This window comes from Streptomyces sp. NBC_01498 (assembly GCF_036327775.1).
In the GTDB taxonomy this organism is placed as follows: Bacteria; Actinomycetota; Actinomycetes; order Streptomycetales; family Streptomycetaceae; genus Streptomyces.
In genome coordinates this window covers 5430693-5448351 of the sequence record NZ_CP109598.1, presented here as the reverse complement: position 1 = coordinate 5448351, position 17659 = coordinate 5430693, and the positions used below count along the sequence as shown (strand labels likewise).

12 protein-coding genes are annotated in these 17659 nt (G+C 71.9%); 4 read left to right on the top strand and 8 right to left on the bottom strand.

The features are described 5' to 3' along the window. Positions 1-147 precede the first annotated feature (147 nt). From OG875_RS23255 to OG875_RS23240, 4 genes are all read right to left on the bottom strand, one after another. The gene (locus tag OG875_RS23255) at positions 148-2826 is read right to left on the bottom strand and encodes a glycosyl hydrolase family 95 catalytic domain-containing protein (protein ID WP_330176159.1); all 2679 of its coding nucleotides are present in this window, start codon (positions 2824-2826) and stop codon (positions 148-150) included. A gap of 134 nt (positions 2827-2960) precedes the next feature. Continuing rightward, entirely contained in the window at positions 2961-5489 is a 2529-nt protein-coding gene (locus OG875_RS23250; protein ID WP_330176158.1) for a PQQ-dependent sugar dehydrogenase, read from the bottom strand. Between the two features lie 150 nt (positions 5490-5639). Continuing rightward, entirely contained in the window at positions 5640-7364 is a 1725-nt protein-coding gene (locus OG875_RS23245) for a ThuA domain-containing protein (protein WP_330177872.1), read from the bottom strand. 420 nt (positions 7365-7784) lie between these two features. Beyond that, positions 7785-8744, bottom strand: coding sequence for a hypothetical protein (locus OG875_RS23240; RefSeq protein ID WP_330176157.1), 960 nt, complete (start codon positions 8742-8744; stop codon positions 7785-7787). Positions 8745-8915: 171 nt separating this feature from the next. On the opposite strand from OG875_RS23240, the gene OG875_RS23235 reads away from it, so the two are divergent. Next, positions 8916-10442 carry a CoA transferase gene (locus tag OG875_RS23235; RefSeq protein ID WP_443079179.1) on the top strand — a complete coding sequence of 509 codons (1527 nt, stop codon included), beginning with the start codon at positions 8916-8918 and terminating at the stop codon, positions 10440-10442. A 108-nt stretch (positions 10443-10550) separates the two neighbouring features. On the opposite strand, the gene OG875_RS23230 is transcribed toward OG875_RS23235, so the two are convergent. Next, positions 10551-10838 (bottom strand): hypothetical protein, encoded by a 288-nt coding sequence (locus tag OG875_RS23230; protein ID WP_330176155.1) that lies wholly within the window; start codon positions 10836-10838, stop codon positions 10551-10553. Between the two features lie 241 nt (positions 10839-11079). On the opposite strand from OG875_RS23230, the gene OG875_RS23225 reads away from it, so the two are divergent. Continuing rightward, the gene (locus OG875_RS23225; protein WP_330176154.1) at positions 11080-11778 is read left to right on the top strand and encodes a hypothetical protein; all 699 of its coding nucleotides are present in this window, start codon (positions 11080-11082) and stop codon (positions 11776-11778) included. A gap of 126 nt (positions 11779-11904) precedes the next feature. Here OG875_RS23225 and OG875_RS23220 read toward each other — a convergent pair whose 3' ends face one another. Continuing rightward, positions 11905-12840, bottom strand: a complete 936-nt coding sequence (locus tag OG875_RS23220; protein WP_330176153.1) for a Gfo/Idh/MocA family protein — start codon at positions 12838-12840, stop codon at positions 11905-11907. Between the two features lie 584 nt (positions 12841-13424). Here OG875_RS23220 and OG875_RS23215 point away from each other — a divergent pair. Both OG875_RS23215 and OG875_RS23210 read left to right on the top strand, forming a co-directional pair. Next, positions 13425-14345 carry a DUF6891 domain-containing protein gene (locus OG875_RS23215; protein ID WP_330176152.1) on the top strand — a complete coding sequence of 307 codons (921 nt, stop codon included), beginning with the start codon at positions 13425-13427 and terminating at the stop codon, positions 14343-14345. A gap of 317 nt (positions 14346-14662) precedes the next feature. Further along, positions 14663-15223, top strand: coding sequence for a winged helix-turn-helix domain-containing protein (locus OG875_RS23210; RefSeq protein WP_330176151.1), 561 nt, complete (start codon positions 14663-14665; stop codon positions 15221-15223). 75 nt (positions 15224-15298) lie between these two features. Here the strand turns inward: OG875_RS23210 and OG875_RS23205 are convergent, their stop codons facing one another. Next, a complete protein-coding gene (locus OG875_RS23205) occupies positions 15299-16861 on the bottom strand; it encodes a PepSY-associated TM helix domain-containing protein (protein ID WP_330176150.1) in 1563 nt (520 codons plus the stop codon). A 57-nt stretch (positions 16862-16918) separates the two neighbouring features. Then, positions 16919-17605: a hypothetical protein gene (locus OG875_RS23200; RefSeq protein ID WP_330176149.1), complete on the bottom strand. Its 687-nt coding sequence runs from the start codon at positions 17603-17605 to the stop codon at positions 16919-16921. Positions 17606-17659 lie beyond the last annotated feature (54 nt).

Genomic DNA, 17659 nt, shown 5'->3' with positions numbered 1-17659 from the left:
GTCACCTGAACCCGTCCGCCCGGAGCGCGCGGCCCGCCGGGACGGTGTCCGTCAGGGCCCGCCGGGGACGGTGTCCGGCCGCTGTGTGCGGACAGGGGTGTGGCCCCGCTCGGCGTCCCTCCGCGCGGGGCCACAGTCATGGTGCCGTCAGGGGGTGATGCGCAGCGCGTCCACCATCCCGACCGCCGTACTGCGGTTCACGATCCTGATCGTGTGCGAACCGCTGCCGAGCCCCTGTTTCTGCCACACGACCTGCTGGGCCTGTCTCGCGCCGTCGACGCGGAGGTTGACCGTCGCCTGGAAGACGTTGTCGAGATAGACGTCGACCGTCCCCATGTCGCCGTTGCGTTCGGACAGGTACTGGACGCCGGTGCCGCTGAACGTGTACGACGCGGCGGCGTTCACCGTGTTGCTGTGGTGGGTGTCGTCGTTGTAGTCGCCGTAGCCGCGGCCGGTGGTGAGGTACCAGTTGCTGTCGTAGGTCAGCGCCGTGTTGTTCACCATGGGGTCGGCGGTCCCGTTCGACCCGAGGGTGGAACTGGTACCGGCCAGGGACTTCATACCCTGGTTGGCGGTGCCGGTGAGCTGCGTGGACGTGTAGTTGCTCAGCGGCTTGGCGGTGCGCTCGACCACGTACACCTGGTTGGCCGCGGTGTTGAAGGTGATCTCCCCGGCCGTGGAGGTGGTGAGGATCGCGTTGTCGGAGGTACGGCGGACCCGGACCTCCTGGGTGCCCCACGGGTTGACGACCCGGGCGGCGTTCCCGTACTGGCTCCGCACGCCGACGTACTTGATCTCGCCGGCCTCCCGTTCCGAGCTGACCATGAATCCGCCCTTGGCCAGCAGGCTGAATTTGCCGACGAAGGTGGAATCGGTCGGCACGGCGGGAAAGACCCGGATCTTGTCGTTGTACGACTGGAGCAGGGATTCGTTCGTCGCGGCCAGATGCACCCCGAGGTATTCGAAGACACCGTTGGTGTTGCTGGTCATTCCGTTCGGATAGTTCTGGTACTTCTGGAGCATGGTCTTCAGACCCTGGAAGGTCTGGTTGCCGAGTCCGAGCCGGGCGGCCTGGATCGCGTCGTTGGCCCATACGTTTCCGTACGGGAACGGCCGGGCGTTCCAGGTGTTGATCGCCTTCTGCTGGTCCGGATAGCCGATTCCCGTGAGGTCGTAGGGCCAGATGATCTCGGCCGCGACATTCTCGTTGTTGCGGGTCTGCGATATCGGCGGGGTGTGCGGCAGATACACGTTGGAGTCGGACGGGTACGCGATCAGGTTGTCCAGGATCTGCTGCCACTGCGGGCGCATCCCGGCGTCCAGGCCGAGCTGGGTGCTGGCCTTGATGGCGAGCGGGAACAGGGTGCGGACCGCGGCGAGGTCGGTGATCGCGTTGGGGACGTTCCAGTACGTCTCGTGGGAGTGGGACGAGGCCACGTAGTACTTGCCGGTCGAGCTGTTGAACGACAGCTTCGCCTGGTAGAACTTGGCGACCTCCCGCATGAACGGATAGGCCGTGTTCCGCAGGTAGTTGGTGTCGTTCGTGTACGTGTACTGGAGGTACATGTTGTACGCGGCCTCGGTGCCGGTCGACCAGATGTTGTTCGTGTAGTCGCTGTTGACCGTGCCGCGCGCGTTGCCGTCCCAGCCCATGGTCTCGGGGACCCAGATGCCGTCCACGTTGTACCGGGTGCGGGTGTACGCCTTCAGCGCGTCGAAGTTACGGCTGTAGAGCTTGTTGAACCCGGCCATGAGATCGGCGTGGTTGGAGGCGAGGAACGAGTTGTAGATGTCCCGTTGATTCCAGTACCAGTACGAGTTGCTCCATTTCGTGGCGTCACCGGTCGACCGGAAGACGCCGTTGATGAAGTGCGCCGGGTAATTCCCGTAGCCGGACGCCGCGATCATGTAGGTGGAGAGGTAGTAGACGTTCTCCAGGTAGTCCGCCTCCCGGGAGCCGTTCGAGTACTGCACGAACGACTTCTGCCAGAACGCGTGCCACCAGTTCAGATAGCTGTTGTAGGTGTTCGTGTAGCCGGCGGACTGGGCCGCGGCGAGCGCGCGCTTCGCCTCGGCGACCGAGTTGTGGCTCGGCGCGTTGAGGCGGCTGCTCGCCGTGAACCAGATGGTGTAGCTGGAGTCCGGGGTGATCGACAGCCGTACCTTGCGGCCGTCCACGACCCGCGCCGTGTACGAGGCGCCCTCCACGGTCGCGCCGAGGGTGTAGCCGAAGTTCTGCGGGTCGGCCTGGCCCCGGCTGATGCCGGCGCCGGTTGAGTCCGCGTACGTCGACACCGTCCGCCAGGTGTCCATGTTCGGCACGTCACCGTTGTTGCCGAGGTTCGCGACGTCCCACAGGCTCAGGTCCAGCGTGATCGCGGAGACCCCGGAACGGGAGTCCTCCACATGGATGCCCATCACCTCGGAGTTGGGCTGGCCCATCACCGTGATGGTGCGGTTGTTGTCGTACTTGGTGGTGAGGGTGCCGTCGTAGAGGTTGAGGCGCTGCTGGAAGGTGGAGTAGCCGCTCTCCAGTGCCGGGGTGGTGGACAGATTGACCAGCCCGGCGCCGAAGGCGGTCTGCTGCGAGGTGTCCACGCCGGACACCTGCATGCTGAGGCCGTTGTTCTGCCACGCCATCGCGCCGGTACGGCCGTTGCCGACCGTGAGGCCGTACTTGGGGTCGGTGTTGGGCCGGTTGTAGACGATGTCGTGCTTGGACAGATAGCTCGCGTGGTTCACGTTCAGCATGCCGGTCGAGGAGTTGAAGGCCGCGTCGGTGGGTGAGGCGGCGGCCGGGGACACGCCCGACAGGCCGCTCACCATGCAGACCAGGACGAGGAGCGCGCCCAGGAGGCGGGCGGTACGCGTGGTCCGTCCGCCGGGGCCTCCGGGTCGTCCTCTTCTCGTCGGCGTGGTCGACCTTGTCGGCCACGCCGGTCTCAGGTGTCTCGTGCTGATCATCGCTGGTCACTCCCACGGCCGGTCACGGAGGCGGGGCGGCTGATGCCGGGCCCGGTGAAGGTGTAGCTGTCGAGGTCGAGAATCGCGCCGGAGCCGCCGGTGAAGACCACGAAGAGATCACGTGGCTGCTCGACGGCGTTGGTCACGGGCACGTTGATGTCGTTGTACGTCTCCCAGCCGCCGGTGTTGGGCACGGTCACCCGTGCCACCACCGGGCCGGTGACGGAGTCGTACCGGAAGGTCGCCACGTTCCCCGCCTTGTCGGAGGAGACCCGCGCCCGGAGCCCGGTCACGCCCTTGAGACTCACCGGGTGGTACTTCACCCATTCGTTGTTCTGCACGTCGCCGAGGCGCGCGCCGCCCTCGGCCCCGGCGGCGGTGATGACCTGCGGGCCGGACAGCTGCGCGAAGTGCTCCGCCTGCCACTTCTTGGGCCACACGCTGAGTTCCTTCTCACCGGTCAGCGGGACGGTGCCGGTGGCGCCCCTGTCCGTGTAGCTCGCCCGCACCACGTAGAACTGCGTGGCGTCCAGGCCGGAGTGGATCGGTCCGGTGTTGAACGTCGTGGAGCAGCCGGTGCCCTCGGCGACCTCGTGCGCGTGCTCCTGGTGGCCCAGGGCGATCCGTACGATCACCTTCGAGCAGTCGATCGCGCCGTCCTGCGGGTCGGTCGCCGACGCCGTGACGGTGACGTTCTCGTTCCACTCGAAGACGCTGCCCGCCGGTGGCTGGGAGATCGTCAGGGTCGGGCGGTTGTTGCCGACGACGACCGGGACGGTCGTGGTGCCGCTGCGGCCGGTGCCGTCGCTGACGGTCAGCCGGGCCTGGAAGCTGCCGTTCGACGAGTAGGTGAAGGTCGGGCTGGCGGCGGTGGAGTCGGTGCTGCCGTTGTCGGTGAAGTCCCACGCGTAGCTGAGCGGGTTGTTGTCGGGGTCGCTGCTGCCCGCGCTGGAGAAGGTCACGGCCAGCGGCGCGAGACCGTTGTCCCGGTTCACGGACGCCTTGGCGATCGGGGACCGGCCGCCCTGCACGTAGTTGATCTTGTAGAGTCCGGCGTCGGCGGCGCCCGAGAAGTAGCCGCTGCCGTACTCCAGGAGATACAGCGAGCCGTCCGGGCCGAACTCCATGTCGATCGGGTGGACGAGGTTCATCCCGGCGAGGACCGGCTCGATCGCGGTCGGTGTCCCGGTGGAGGCGTTGCCGTTGTTGAACTGGACCTCCTTGATCCAGTTGCGGCAGTACTCGGAGATCAGCAGCTTGTTGTCGTAGTACTGGGGCCACTTGACGTCGGAGTTGAGATTGGCGTCGTAGTGGTAGACCTCGGTGTGGTTGGGCGAGCCGCAGCCGCCCGGGTTGTCCAGCTGCGGCCACTCCTTGCTGCCGCCGTGCTGCTCCCACACCAACGAGGACTTGGTGGGCGGCAGTTGCTGGATTCCGGTGTTGCGCGGCGAGTTGTTGACCGGACCGGTGCCGCCGCCGCAGGGGAACCAGCCGCGCGGCTGGTTGGCCGCGAAGTCCCAGTCGTTGTACGCCACGTTGGGGCCGCCGCAGTAGGGCCAGCCGAAGTTGCCGGGGCCGGTGGCACGGTTGAACTCGTCGTACGCCGCCGGGCCGCGGGCCGGAATGGTGGCGCCCGCGTCGGGGCCGACCTCGCCCCAGTACAGGGTGTTGTTCGCCTTCTTGTCGACCCAGACCCGGTACGGGTTGCGCACGCCCATCACATAGACCTCGGGGCGGGTGCCCGAGGTGCCCGGGGCGAAGAGGTTGCCGCTCGGAACGGTGTAGGTGCCGTTGTCCTCCGGGTGGATGCGGTTGATCTTGCCGCGCAGGTCGTTGGCGTTGCCGGAGGTGCGCTGGGCGTCGAACTGGGCGTGCCGGGACGGGCGTTCGTCGATGGGCGCCATGCCCTGCGCGTCACCGCCGGAGTTGGTGTTGTCGCCGACCGCGAAGTACAGGTTGCCCGCCGTGTCCCAGGACATGGAGCCGGCCGAGTGGCAGCACATCTCCCGCTCGGTGGGCCACTCGATGATCATGTCTTCGCTGGACGCGGCGATGGTGTTGGTGCTCTGGCTGAAGGTGAACCGGGAGATGCGGTTGACCAGCGGAGTGCTCTTGGGCGAGTAGAAGAGCATCACCCACCCGGTGGTGGCGAACCTCGGGTGCAGGGTGATCCCGATCAGCCCGTCCTCGAAACGGGCGTCCAGCGGGACGGTCAGCGCGACCGTGGTGGACCGGGTCGCCGGGTTGTAGAGACGGACCTGGCCGCCGGCGGCGCTGGTGCCCCGGTTGATGTAGAGGACCTTGCCGTCGGGCAGCACGGCGAGCTCGATCGGCTCCCCCATGCCCAGCCCGCCGTCGAGTTTGACCTTCTCGAAGCCGCTGGTGGGCGGGGGTGCGGCTGCCTTGGGCGGGGCGGCGGCGGGTCTCGCGCCGCCGTCCGGGTCGGCGGCTGCCGCGCCGGGCGCGAGCAGCAGGGCGAACAGGGTGAACAGGGCGGTGAGGTAGGCGACGGCGCGCGACAACACGGAGCCTCCAGGGGCCGATCGCGGGTGGGGGCGCCCCGACGGCCCGGCGCGCGACGGGTGGGCGCGCGCCAGGTGGTCCGGGCGGTCGATCGATGAACGTGTGGTGGTGGGTGATGCCCGGCTCGGGGCGGAGCTCGGGGCGCGCGTCGGCTACTGGCCCGTGCCGAACACCGCCAGGTCCCAGAGCGAGTAGCCCCACTGGGTGGCGCGGGCGGTGCCCAGGACCCGTACGTACCGTCCTGTGCCGCTCACGGCCAGTTCGTCCAGGCCGCCGTCGCCCGCCGTGACCGTGGCGGCGGTGCGCCAGGTGCTGTTGTCGGTCGACGTCTGGACCGTGTACGCCGTGGCGTGGGCGGTCTCCCAGTTGAGCCGGACGCTCTGGAGGGTCCGTACGCCCCCGAGATCGACGGTGATCGACTGCGGGTCGGCGTACGCGCTGCCCCAGCGGGTGGCGGGGTTGCCGTCCACCGCGTTGGCGCCCACGTGCGCGCTGCCGGGCTCGACACTGGTGACCGTGACGGGCCTGCCCCGCGCGAGATCGGTGGCCACCGCGCCGTCCTGCTTGATGCGGACGTTGCGGTAGCTGATGTCGAGACCGGCGCCGTCGTTCTGGAGGCCGATGTGGCCGAGCGCGATGTCACGGGTGCTGGTGTAGTCGTTGATCTTCACACCGTTGAGGTGGATCTCGACCTGCCGGCCGTGCACCGCTATCTCGTAACTGTTCCAGCTGCCGGGCGGGTTGAGCGCTGCGGCGCGGGCCGCCGTGTCGGGTGCCTTGAAGCTGTAGACGCTGCCGGTGGTACGGGTCGGGTCACCGTCCGTGGCGTCGATCTGGATCTCGTGGCCGAGGTCGACCGGCTTCCACGGGTCGCCCTGCGGGTCGGGGAAGCCGATGAACACCCCGCCGTTGTCGTCGCCCGGCATCATCCAGTCGGCCTTGAGCGAGTAGTTGGCGAACGGTGTCACCGGGTACCAGAGCAGGCCCATGCCGCCGACCGAGGAGAGCGTGCCGTCGGCCAGGCTGAAGCTGCCGGCGCCGGCCTGCCGCCATTTGTCGAGGCTGGCCCGGCTGCCGTCGAACAGCGGGGTGTAGCCGGTCTCCGGGCGGCAGTCGGCGGCCTTGGCGCGGGCCGCCGTCTGGATGCCGCCGAGCAGCATGGTGGTGAAGGCCGGGTCGGCGTACGACTCGTCGGTGTGGCCGAGGCCGGTGTACCAGGAACGGCCGCCCCGGTAGTCCTGGCACCAGGCGATCGGATGGTCGCCCATGGTGCCGCCGGAGTACGAGGTCTCGTCCAGGCTCGCGAGGACCTTCACGGCCGCGCGCGGGTTGGCGCGGTAGTTGTACCACTCGTCGGTGCGGGTCCAGCGCTGCGGCAGGTGCGAGGTGGAGGGCGACGCGCGGTCCTCGACCTTGATCGTGGCCTGCTGGGTGGCGGGGTGGGAGGCGAAGTACGCGCCGACGAGGCCGCCGTACCAGGGCCAGTCGTACTCGGTGTCGGAGGCGGCGTGCACCCCGACGTACCCGCCGCCGCCGGCGACGTACGACTCGAAGGCGGCCTGCTGGGTGGAGTTGAGGACGTCACCGGTGGTGGAGAGCCAGACCACCGCCTGGTACTGCGCGAGGTTGGCGGCGGTGAACGCGCCCGCGTCCTCGGTGGCGGTGACGGTGAACCCGTTGGCGGCGCCGAGCCGTTGGACGGCGGCGACACCGAGGGGGATGGACGAGTGGCGGAATCCGGCGGTCTTCGAGAAGACCAGGACCTTGGTCAGGGGCGCGGCAGCGGCGGCGGGCGCGAGGGCCGCCCGCGCGGTTGCCGGGTCGGGGGCGGCGGCGGCCTCCGCGGAGGGAGCCCTCGGTACGGCGACGAGCGACATGGCCGCCAGGACGAGCGCGATCAGGGCACGGGACACAAGACGCACGATCCGGTCCTCTCTCGGGGCGCCCGGGGGCGCTGGCTGAGCGAAGCGGGGGTTCTCGACGAGGCGGCGGCGTCGTCAGGCGTAGTGAACATCGGAGGTATAGGGGGGTCAAGGGTCGGCGCTGAACATTCCCAGAATTAGTTTTGGCCCATGACAAAATGTCCCGCTTGGGCTCTCTCCTGGCCAGGACAGCCCTCAACGGCGGTCTGTGAAGCGGGAATCGGCCACGCGCGATTGATCGGATCTTCGCGGGGTCGCGAACAGGACGGGTGCGGGCGGTGCGCCCGGAGACCGGCAGGACGCGGCGACGACCGGCGGGAGAGGTGGGACGAACAGGACGGGCGGCAGCAGGTCCGGACGGAACGTACGCCGCCGTCAGCTCAGGTCGAGGACGGGGCGGACGCCGAAGTCGTCGCCGATCTCCGCGCCGTCCGGGCCGTGGAGGAATTCGGCCATGCCCGGATTGCGGTTGGCCGTCGCCAGGGGCAGCCAGGAGACGAAGGAGCCGTAACCGCCGCAGACCGCCTCGCCGCCGTCGCCGCCGTAGACCGATGCCGGATCGGACGTCACCTCCGACTCGTAGACGTCGCGGGCTATGTGGAGGCCGAAGGCGTTGGGGCTCCGCCGGTGGTCCGCCCTGTCCCCGGTGCCGGGGATGCCGGGGGCGCCGGTGTCAGGGGTGTGCGTGCCGGAGGTCCGCGGGTCGGAGGTCTGCGGGTCGGAGGTGTCCGTGCCCGGGGTGTCCGTGCCCGGAGCGACGACGTACCGGACGACGCCGCCGTACGGGGGTTGGTCCAGCGGGCAGGCCGAACCCCAGCGGAACAGCGTGTCCGCGCCCGCGCCGCAGGCGTGCTCCCACTCGTCCGGACCGGGCAGCCGCAGTCCGCGCGCCGCGAGGGACCGCGCGAGGAACTCCGCGACGAACTCGTCCTCCCCCTCGGGCTGCGGCGACTCCTCCGGCTCCACGGCCATCCACACCGTGGGCACCGTGACCGTACGCCTCGGAGTGACGTACCGCGCGACATGCTCGACGAGGTCGTCGGCGAAGCCGAAGCCGCCGGCCAGGGTCTCCGTCCGGTACGACGCGAGCAGTTCCGGCAGGGGCCGCCAGCCCGCCAGGTCGAAACCCACCCGCACCTCACCGCCCGGTATCAGGGCGAACCGCCGTCCCCCGCGCTCGATCACCGCGCGATACAGGAAGCCGCCCGGATGCGGCCCGCCGTCGAACGCGACCAGTCGTCCGTCGGCCCGCCGCGCCGCTTCGCGCGCGTGACGGTACGCCGCGTCCCGGTCCAGGGCACGCCAACGATCGAAAGTCAGGTCCGTGAGAGCCATGATGGGAAGTCTGGCACCTGCCACTGACAATCCCGTCGACCATGGGTGAGCACGCGCCCGCGCACGGACCGATACGTGAGTCGGCGCGGGGACCGGTACACGCGGAGACCAGTACACGCGGAGATCAGTACTTGGGTGAACGCGTGAACGAGCGCGGGAATGAGAGCGCGAATGAACGGGGAAGACGTCCGCACGGAGAGGACCTCGCACGTGACACAGGAGATCGACGCGGCGACCGCGCACGCCTGGACCGCCCTCGGCGGCGCGCGGGAGTCGGCGGAGCACGTGACGTACGTGACCGCGCCCGGCGTACTGCCCGCCCGGCTGCCCGTACGGCAGCTGGCGCGGGCGAGTGTGGGCGTGTGCTCCCTGGCCGCCGCCGAGTTGGCCGCGCGCCGCTCCGGGGGCGGGACACCGGAGGTCCGGGTGTACGAGGCGGCCGTCGGCGCGGCGTTCGTCAGTGAGCGGCTGCTGCGGATCGACGGGAGGTCCCTGTCCCCGTTCGCCCCGCTCTCGTCCTTCTTTCCGGCGGCCGACGGATGGGTGCGGACGCACGCCAACTACCCCCATCACCGGGCCCGTTTGCTGTCCGCGCTGGGCATCCCGGGCGGCGAGGACGACGACACGCTACGGGAGCGGCTGGCCCGAGAGCTGCGGGCGCGGCCCGCGCGGTCGATCCAGGACACGGTGTACGCGGCGGGCGGCCTGGCCGTGGAGGTGGCGGCGCCCGGTACGGAGCCCGGCGCCGAGCCCGGGACGGAGCCTGCTGCGGAGCGCGGAACGGAGTCCGGTACGCGACGCCGGCCGCTGATCGAGAGCCGGCGGGTGGGTGCCGGTGACGGAGGCGGCTTCCCGGCCGGCCGCGGACCCCGTGGCGGGTCCGGCCGCCGTCTGTCCGACGGGGCCGGTTCGCTGCCCGCGCACGGGGTGCGGGTCCTCGATCTGACACGCGTCATCGCCGGGCCGGTGGCCACCCGCACGCTGGGCCTGCTCGGCGCCGACGTCCTGCGCGTCGATCCACCCGGACTGCCCGAGGACCCGAAGGCACACGCGGACACCGGCTTCGGCAAGCGCTCCACGCGGCTGGAACTGGGCGACCCGGCCGACCGCGCGGTCTTCGGCGACCTGCTCGCCTCCGCCGATGTCGTGATCCTCGGCTACCGCGCCGGTTCGCTGGAGCGGTACGGGCTCACACCCGGCGCCCTCCTGGCGCGGTATCCCGGACTGATCGTCGCCGAGCTGAACGCCTGGGGATGGACGGGGCCCTGGCGGGAGCGGCGCGGATTCGACTCGCTGGTGCAGGCGGCGACGGGCATCGCCCTCGTACAGCGGGAGGCGGACGGGCCGTCCCCGGACGGGCGGCCCGGCACCCTGCCCGCGCAGGCCCTCGACCACAGCACCGGCTACCTCCTCGCCGCCGCCATCCTGCGGGCGCTGACCGAACGGGAGGACGACGGGGCAGGACGTCATCTCCGGCTCTCGCTCACCGGAACCGCGTCATGGCTGACGGACGGCGTCCGCCCGGAGCCGGAGGCCGCCGACGAAGGGACCGAGGACCCCGGCGCATGGCTGGCCGAGACCCCTTCCCCGTACGGCCGCCTCCGCTATGTCCTGCCGCCCGTCGCCTACGAGGGAGGGCCCCGCGACTGGCCCGGCCCGCCGTCGCTCTGGGGCACGGACGCGGCGCGCTGGCTCTGAAGGCCCTCGGGGTCAACTGACGTACGGGAAAGCCCTGTACGGGACCGGCCCGGAACGTGTTCCGGGCCGGTCCCGTACAGGACTCGGACGCTCGCCGATCGCGGCTTGTCAGCGCCCGTAACGGATCAGGGCCCGCACCATGCGGCACGTCGTGTCCGACGGCGGGTGGATGCCCACCCGGGCCGCCGTCGCGCGTATCTTCCGGTTGTTCGCGCCCGCCGGGTGATAGACCCCCGAGTCGAGCAGGACGATGGCGAGGCGCATGGCCTTCAGACGGCGGTTGTGGGTCTCGTACCACTCACGGGGCTGTCCCGCGGGCAGCGGCTTGCGACGTACGGTCGGGGCGGCTGGCGAAGTGATGTCGAAGAGTTTCGTCGTGATTGTGGCAACGGCCATCGGCGACCTCCCGGCACAGTGGTGGAACCCTCACGAACACTCCCAATTCTACCGCCCCCCACTGACAATCGCCCCTGGCCAGAGGGGGTTTGACGAGGTTTTACGGGCCCGGACACAGAACTGTGGTCGGGGTGAGGGAAGTTGTCGCCGGGGTGTTTGAGCGGGACGGGTTCGCCGGCCGTACCTAACGGCACACGGAAGCCAGCCGGCCGCCCTCGCGGCCGGGGACAGGAGCCCCCACGTGTCGCGCAAGAAGTCCTTCACCCCGAAGAAGAAGATCGCCCTGTTCGTCGGCGCGGTCGCGCTGGTCGGCGGTACGGCGGTGGCCATGACCGGCACCAGCCAGGCATCGGTGGAGTGCGACGGGCTGAACACCGCCCTCGGCAGCAACCAGCGGTTCATCGACGGCCAGCGGGCCGCCCCGGACGCGCTGTCCGACGCGCGGATCGCCAACCGGCAGGCCGTGATCGAGCAGATCAAGCGGCAGCAGGCGGCGGCCGGGTGCGAGGTGGGCGCGAGCGACCCCGGCGCGGCTCCCCCGGCGGAGGCCGCGCCGCCCGCCGAAGCCGTACCCCCGGCCGAGCAGGCTCCCCCGGCCGGGGAGGCGCCTCCCGCCGACCAGGGCGCGGGGGACGGCGGGGACGCGGGGGACGGCGGGGACGCGGGGGACGGCGGTCAGGCCGGCGCGGTCGGTGAGGTCGTCTGTGCCGGGTCGACCGTGACACTGTCCGGTGAGGCGGGCGCCCCGGCGGCGTCGAGCAACCAGTTCCCCGCCGGCACCACCCTCAAGGTGACCAACCTCGACAACGACAAGTCCATCACCGTGAAGGTGACGTCGGTGTCGGGCAGTTGCACGCTGCTGAACGACGCGGCGTTCGAACAGGTCCGTGAACCGGGCAAGTTCCTGATCCGCAACGCGCGGATCGAGCGCGTCGGCTGATCCCGGGAAACATCCGGTCCGACCGGTCCGGATGGATCCCGCCCGGTCGGACCCGGTCGAACCTGGGCGGAGCCATTCCGACCGGGACGGACTGATTCGGGTGTGTTCGGAGTCGCTCAGGTCCGGTCAGGCGCGCGTCAGTTGTGCCTCCGCCTCCGCCAGGATCTCCGTCAGCCGCAGGCCGAACCGCACGTCGCAGGCGTGCGGTTCGCCTGTGCGCGCCGCTGTCAGCAGGGCGTCGATCGCCGTCCCGAAGGCGACGGCCGGGTCGGCCCCGCCCTCGGGCAGGGTCACCGTCCCGTGCTCGCCCCGCAGTTCGACCCCCGCGCCCGCGCCCCGCGCCGGGGCGCTGAGGCTCAGCGCCGCCGAACTCGTCACGCCCGACGCGTGCGTGAGGACGAGGTGTGTGAGATCGGGCTCGGACCGTACGGCCGTCACCGCCGTCACGTCGCCCAGCACGGGCAGGAGCGCGGAGAGGGCGTGCGGGCCCACGTCCCACAGGCCGCCCTTCTCCCGGCGCCAGGGCGAGTCCGCGTACGGGCTTTTCTCGCCGCCCGCCCCGTACAGCGCGCCGAACCAGTACGCGTGGGCCGTGAACCAGCCGCCCGCCGCCGCCTGTTCGTCGACCCACTCCGCCGTCCCGGCGGCGAAACGCAGCGTGCAGAAGACCAGCGAGGCGACCCCGGCCGCCTTGGCGGCGTCCGCGACGGCACGCGCGCCGGGCACCGTCGTGGCGACCGGCTTGTCCATCAGCAGGTGGCAGCCCGCTGCTGCCGCGCGGGCCGCGAGCGGTGCCTGGATGTCGGGCGGCAGGGCGAAGGCGACCGCGTCGCTCACGGCCAGCAGCGCGTCGAGGCCGTCGAGTCCGCCCTCGCCGGGACCACCGTCCGCACCCCCGGCGTACGCGGTGGTGCCGTGGAGCGCGGCGAGCGCGGAGGCGGCCTCGGGGCGCCGCCCCCACACGCCGCTGAACGCCGCGTCCGGGTGGGCCGCGAGGGCGGGGGCGTGGGTGCGCTCGGCCCAGGGGCCGGTGCCGAGAAGTGCGATGCGTGGCTGGCTCATGGGATCAGTGTGCCGCCCGCGCCCCGCCCGGCCCAGAGCGCCCCGGAACGGGGGGCGGCCCCCGGTCGCCTGCGACGAGTCGTCGCGGCAGACACGGCGGCGGTGCCTGCCGGGCGAGGGCAGCTGCCGTCCGGTCCGGCCGCCGCCGCCGACGGGCGGCCGGACCGGACGGCGGCCCGGCCGCGCACGACGGCCGAGGCGATCGTGCGCCGTGTCCGCGCGACCGGGGAGGCTCGCGCGCGGGTCTCCGGGACTCCGGGTCTCCGGGTCTCCGGGACTCCGGCGCTCCGGGACTCCGGGACTCCGGGACTCCGGGACTCCGGGACTCCGGGACTCCGGCACTCCGGCACTGCGGGACTCCGGGACGCCGGGACTCCGGCACTGCGGGACTGCGGGACTCCGGGACTCCGGCACTGCGGGACTGCGGGACTCCGGGACTCCGGGACTCCGGGACTCCGGGACTCCGGGACTGCGGGACTCCGGCGTTCCGGGACTGCCCGAATCCCGGCACCCGTACCTGGTGGTCCCGGCCGCCGGAACTCTCCCGCGCGGGACTGTCAGTGGGCTGTGTCACTGTGGGTTCCGTGCTGGACATCAGGGTGACCACCGGGGACGGGCGGGAATACGGGCGGATGTCGGCGGGCCGGCTCGGGGAGCTGGTCGCGTCGGTCGGGATCGGGGCGTATCAGTTCGTGGCCGTGCGCCGGATACCCGATCTGCCGGACGTGTTCGTCCAGGTGGCGCGGGACGCCGCCGGGAGCTGGCTGCTGGAGCACCGGGACGGGCGGCCCGGTGTGCTGTTCGGTACCCGGCTGCCGGGCGCGGAGCCGGTGGCCCGGATCATGGTGGCGTGGGCCCGCCGGGAGGACGGCTGGGACGCGGCGGCGGGGTGGGAACGGGTGGAGCTGGGGCCGGTCGAGCCGGTGCCCGAGCTGGACACCGGGACGCGCCGGGAGGTCGAGGAGTACGTACGGGGGCTGATCAGGCGCGGTTACGACGGCAGGAAGCAGCTCGCCGAGGACGCCGAGGAGTGGCTGGTCGACGGGGGCGAGCGGCCCGTCTCGGCCGCGCAGGCCCGGCGGATCGTGGACCGGCTGTGGCTGGAGCGCGTCGAGGAACAGGCCGGGTGGGAGGGCGTGACCGATCCCGAGCGGATCACGGCGGTGTTCGCCGGGCTGGAGGCGCGGGGCGTGGTGGCGCGCGAGAACTTCACCTGCTGCCGGAGCTGCGGGCTGGCGGAGATAGGGGCCGAGCGCGAGGACGGCGATGAGGGGGCGGTGCGCGGCTTCGTCTTCTTTCACGCGCAGTGCGTCGAGGCGGTGGCCGCCGGGGGCACGCTGTCGCTCTGCTACGGGGGGTTCGACGGCTCGGAAAAAACCACGGCGGCGGTCGGCGGGGAGATCGCGGCGGCGCTGAGGGAGGCGGGGTTGTCGGTGCGGTGGGACGGTTCGCCGGGGTCGGCGATCGCTGTCACGGGCCTGGACTGGCGCAGGCGGCTGGGCTGAGCCTGGCCGGAAACGGACGGCGCCCGGCCGTGCGGGGTGGGCCACGACCGTATCGACCAGTGAAAGGGCACTGCTGCCGGGGCGGCATATCTGCTTCAATGAGGCCATGGCCAGCCATCAGCACGACGCATCGGGTCGCTTCGACCTTGAGCCGTTCTGGCCGTCCCGGCAGCACCACGACTTCGACCGGGTGTGTTGCCGCGCGAGGAACGCGTCGGCCCTCTAACGCCTCTCACCGGGCCTTCGGCCGTCGCGGATGACGTACGTCCCGTCCTGTCGACTCGACGACATCCTTCGCGCGAAAGAGCTGACTCCTCATGGCGAACCCCCGTTCCTTCTCCTCGGCCGCGTCCGCCGCCGCGTCCTCGGGCCGTCACCGGCTGCGAGCCGTCGACCGCGACGAGGTCGTCCCGCCCGCCCCGGCCGCCCAGCTGGTCGACCTCCTGCCGCCCGGCTCGACGTGGCTCCCGGCCCCGGCGCACACCCTGCCGGTCCTGCCGGGCAGACCGCCGATGGTGGGCTACCTCGTCCTCGTCCCGGCCGACCAGCACCCGGTGGCCGCCGCCCCCGCTGCTGTCCCGGCCGCCACCGACGGCCCCGGCCCCGTGCGGATCGACTCGGCCCGCCGGATCGCCGAGGTCGACGGCCGGCCGCTGGACCTCACGTACCTCGAATTCGAGCTCCTCGCCCACCTGGTGGCCCACCCCCACCGGGTGCACACCCGCGACCAGTTGGTGACCACCGTCTGGGGCTACGGCCATGTGGGCGACGGCCGCACCGTCGACGTCCATGTGGCCCGGCTGCGCCGCAAGCTGGGCGCGGACCGCCGCCACACGATCCGCACGATCCGCCGGGTCGGCTACACGTACGCCCCGTAGGACGCGCTCCACGACGTGTGAGGCCCCCACCGGTCCGCCCGGCGGGGGCCTCACACGTCGTGGACGGCGTACGGATCAGGTACCCGTCGTCGCCTCCGCCCGCTTGGCGCGGGTGCGGGCGACGAAGCCGAGCACCGTGTCGAGGACCAGGAACGCCAGCAGGCTGATGCCGAGCAGCGGCACGAACCAGCCGACCAGCGCCGTGGCGGCGAGCAGCGGCAGCAGTGCGGTCACCGGCAGTCTGCGCCAGGCGCCGCGGGGCATCGGCCGGCCCACGCCCCAGGTCCGGTCCTGGAGGGGCCGTCGCTGCCACCACATGCGGTAGCCCCAGACGATGATCAGGATCAGCGAGAGGGCGACGGCGGCCAGCACGAGCTGGTTGACGACGCCGAAGGTGATCCCCATGTGGGCGTCGATGCCGTACCGGGTGAGTTTGGCCAGCAACGGGTAGTCGGCGAAGCGCAGTTCGTCGATGATCAGTCCGGTGCCGGGGTCGACGGCGACGGAGTCCAGCCGGACCGGGAACTGGCTGTCGCGCTGGGCGACGACGTACGCCGTGTCCTCGGCGGGCGGCTTCACGACCACCGGTCCGTCGAGTCCGGCCTGGCGCGCGGCGGTCAGGGCGTTGTCGATGCCGATGTCCATGCCTTGGTGCTCACCGTCCGCCCCGCCCGCGCCGTGGCCCTCGTGCTCGTCGGCTCCGGCCGCCGTGCCCTCGCCGCTCTTCAGGGTGGCGGAGACGACAGGGGTCGCACCGCCCAACTGGTCCTGTACGGCGCCGATGTTGACGCCCGCGTAGGTCGACCAGGTCAGGCCGGTCGCGGAGAGCACCAGGAATCCGGCGGCGGCCCACAGGCCCAGCGAGCCGTGCCGGCCGAGTGTTCCGCGGCGTCCGGTGGCGCCGCGATCGGGGCGGAGCATGGCCCGCTTGGAGGTTCGTCTGCGGCCGATCCAGAGCAGCAGCCCGCCGAGCGCGACGACCCACAGCCAGCTGGCGGCCAACTCGCTGTAGATCCGGCCCGGGTCGCCGAGGTGCAGATGGCGGTGGAGTTCGGAGAGCCAGGCGCGCAGCGGGAGCGCCCCGGAGCCGCCGTAGCTGTCGAGTTCGCCGCGTATCTGGGCGGTGTGCGGGTCGACGAAGACGGCGAGGGAGGTGCTCTCCTCGCTGTCCGGCATCGTCATCAGGACGCGGGTGGACTCCTCGGACTCGGACGAGGGCCAGACGGCGGTGATCTCGCCGTCGGGGTGTGCCGCGCGGGCCGCCTCCACCTGCTGGGAGAGCGGGGCGGTGCGGTCGCTGTCCGGGGAGCGCAGTTCCTGGCGGTAGACGATCTTCTCGGCCTGGAACGAGAGCGAGTAGAGGAATCCGGTGGTGGCGGCGATCAGCAGGAGCGGGGCGACGAGCAGTCCGGCGTAGAAGTGCAGCCGCAGGACGAGGGGGCGCACGGCGCCCCAGGTGCTGCCTCTGCCCGGCCCGCCGGGATTCGTCCCGGTCGCGGGGTCGGCCGTCGGGTCGGCATTCGTGTCGGTCGCGAGGCCGGTCGCGCCGTCCGTCCGGGGGTCCGTCTCGGGGTCCGTCGTCGTGACAGGGCCGGTGCGTGAACTGTCGGGACGCTGTACGGGGTCGTCAATGGCCATGACTGTCCTAGGAGTTGGCGCGGGTACGGGGACATGGCCCCCGGGCCCCCGCCCAGGTCAGACCGTGGCGGCGGCCCCGGAGGCCGTCGTGAGCATCGGGAGGGCGCACCACGCGGGCGGGCCGCGCCGGGACACCGCGTGCGCCAGGAGCGTGCCGCGCGGCGGGTGCGGCGCGCGGGTGCGGTGCCGGGCCCGTACGGGCGGCGGCGGTACGGCGAGCGGCCGGGCCCCGGCGAGCAGTACCCGCAGGGGGGTGAACGCGAAGGCCGCGACCGTCTCCGCGAGCCGGAAGAACGCGGCCTCGCCGCGCGCCAGCCAGAGCGCGCAGACGGCGCCGGCGAGCAGATGCGCGGCGAGCATGCCGGGCGAGGTGTCGGCGGCGGCGGTCAGCAGGGCGTCGCCGAGTCCTCCGGAGACCGGGTCCTCGCCCGTGGCGGCGCCCGTGGTCGTCATCGCGTGGCCGTGGCTCCGGCCCGCCCCGGCGCCGTGGGCCCCGGCGGCGGAGAACGTCACGTGCAGCGCCGCCTGCGCGGTGAGCACGGCGGGCCCGATGAACCGGATGCCCCGGCGCCGCCCGGCCGCGAGCCACGCGAGCGCCGCGACGACCACGAACGCCACCAGCGGCACACCGGGTGGCGTTTCATGGGCGGACATGGACGAATGCCCCACCGCGGCCAGTGTCACGCACACCGCCGCGAGGATCGCGGCCCGCGAGGCGCGCATCGGCGACCGGGCATCTGTCATGGTGCGCTCATGCTGCCATCCCGGTGACGTGAGCGGCAGATGGTGCGAACGGCT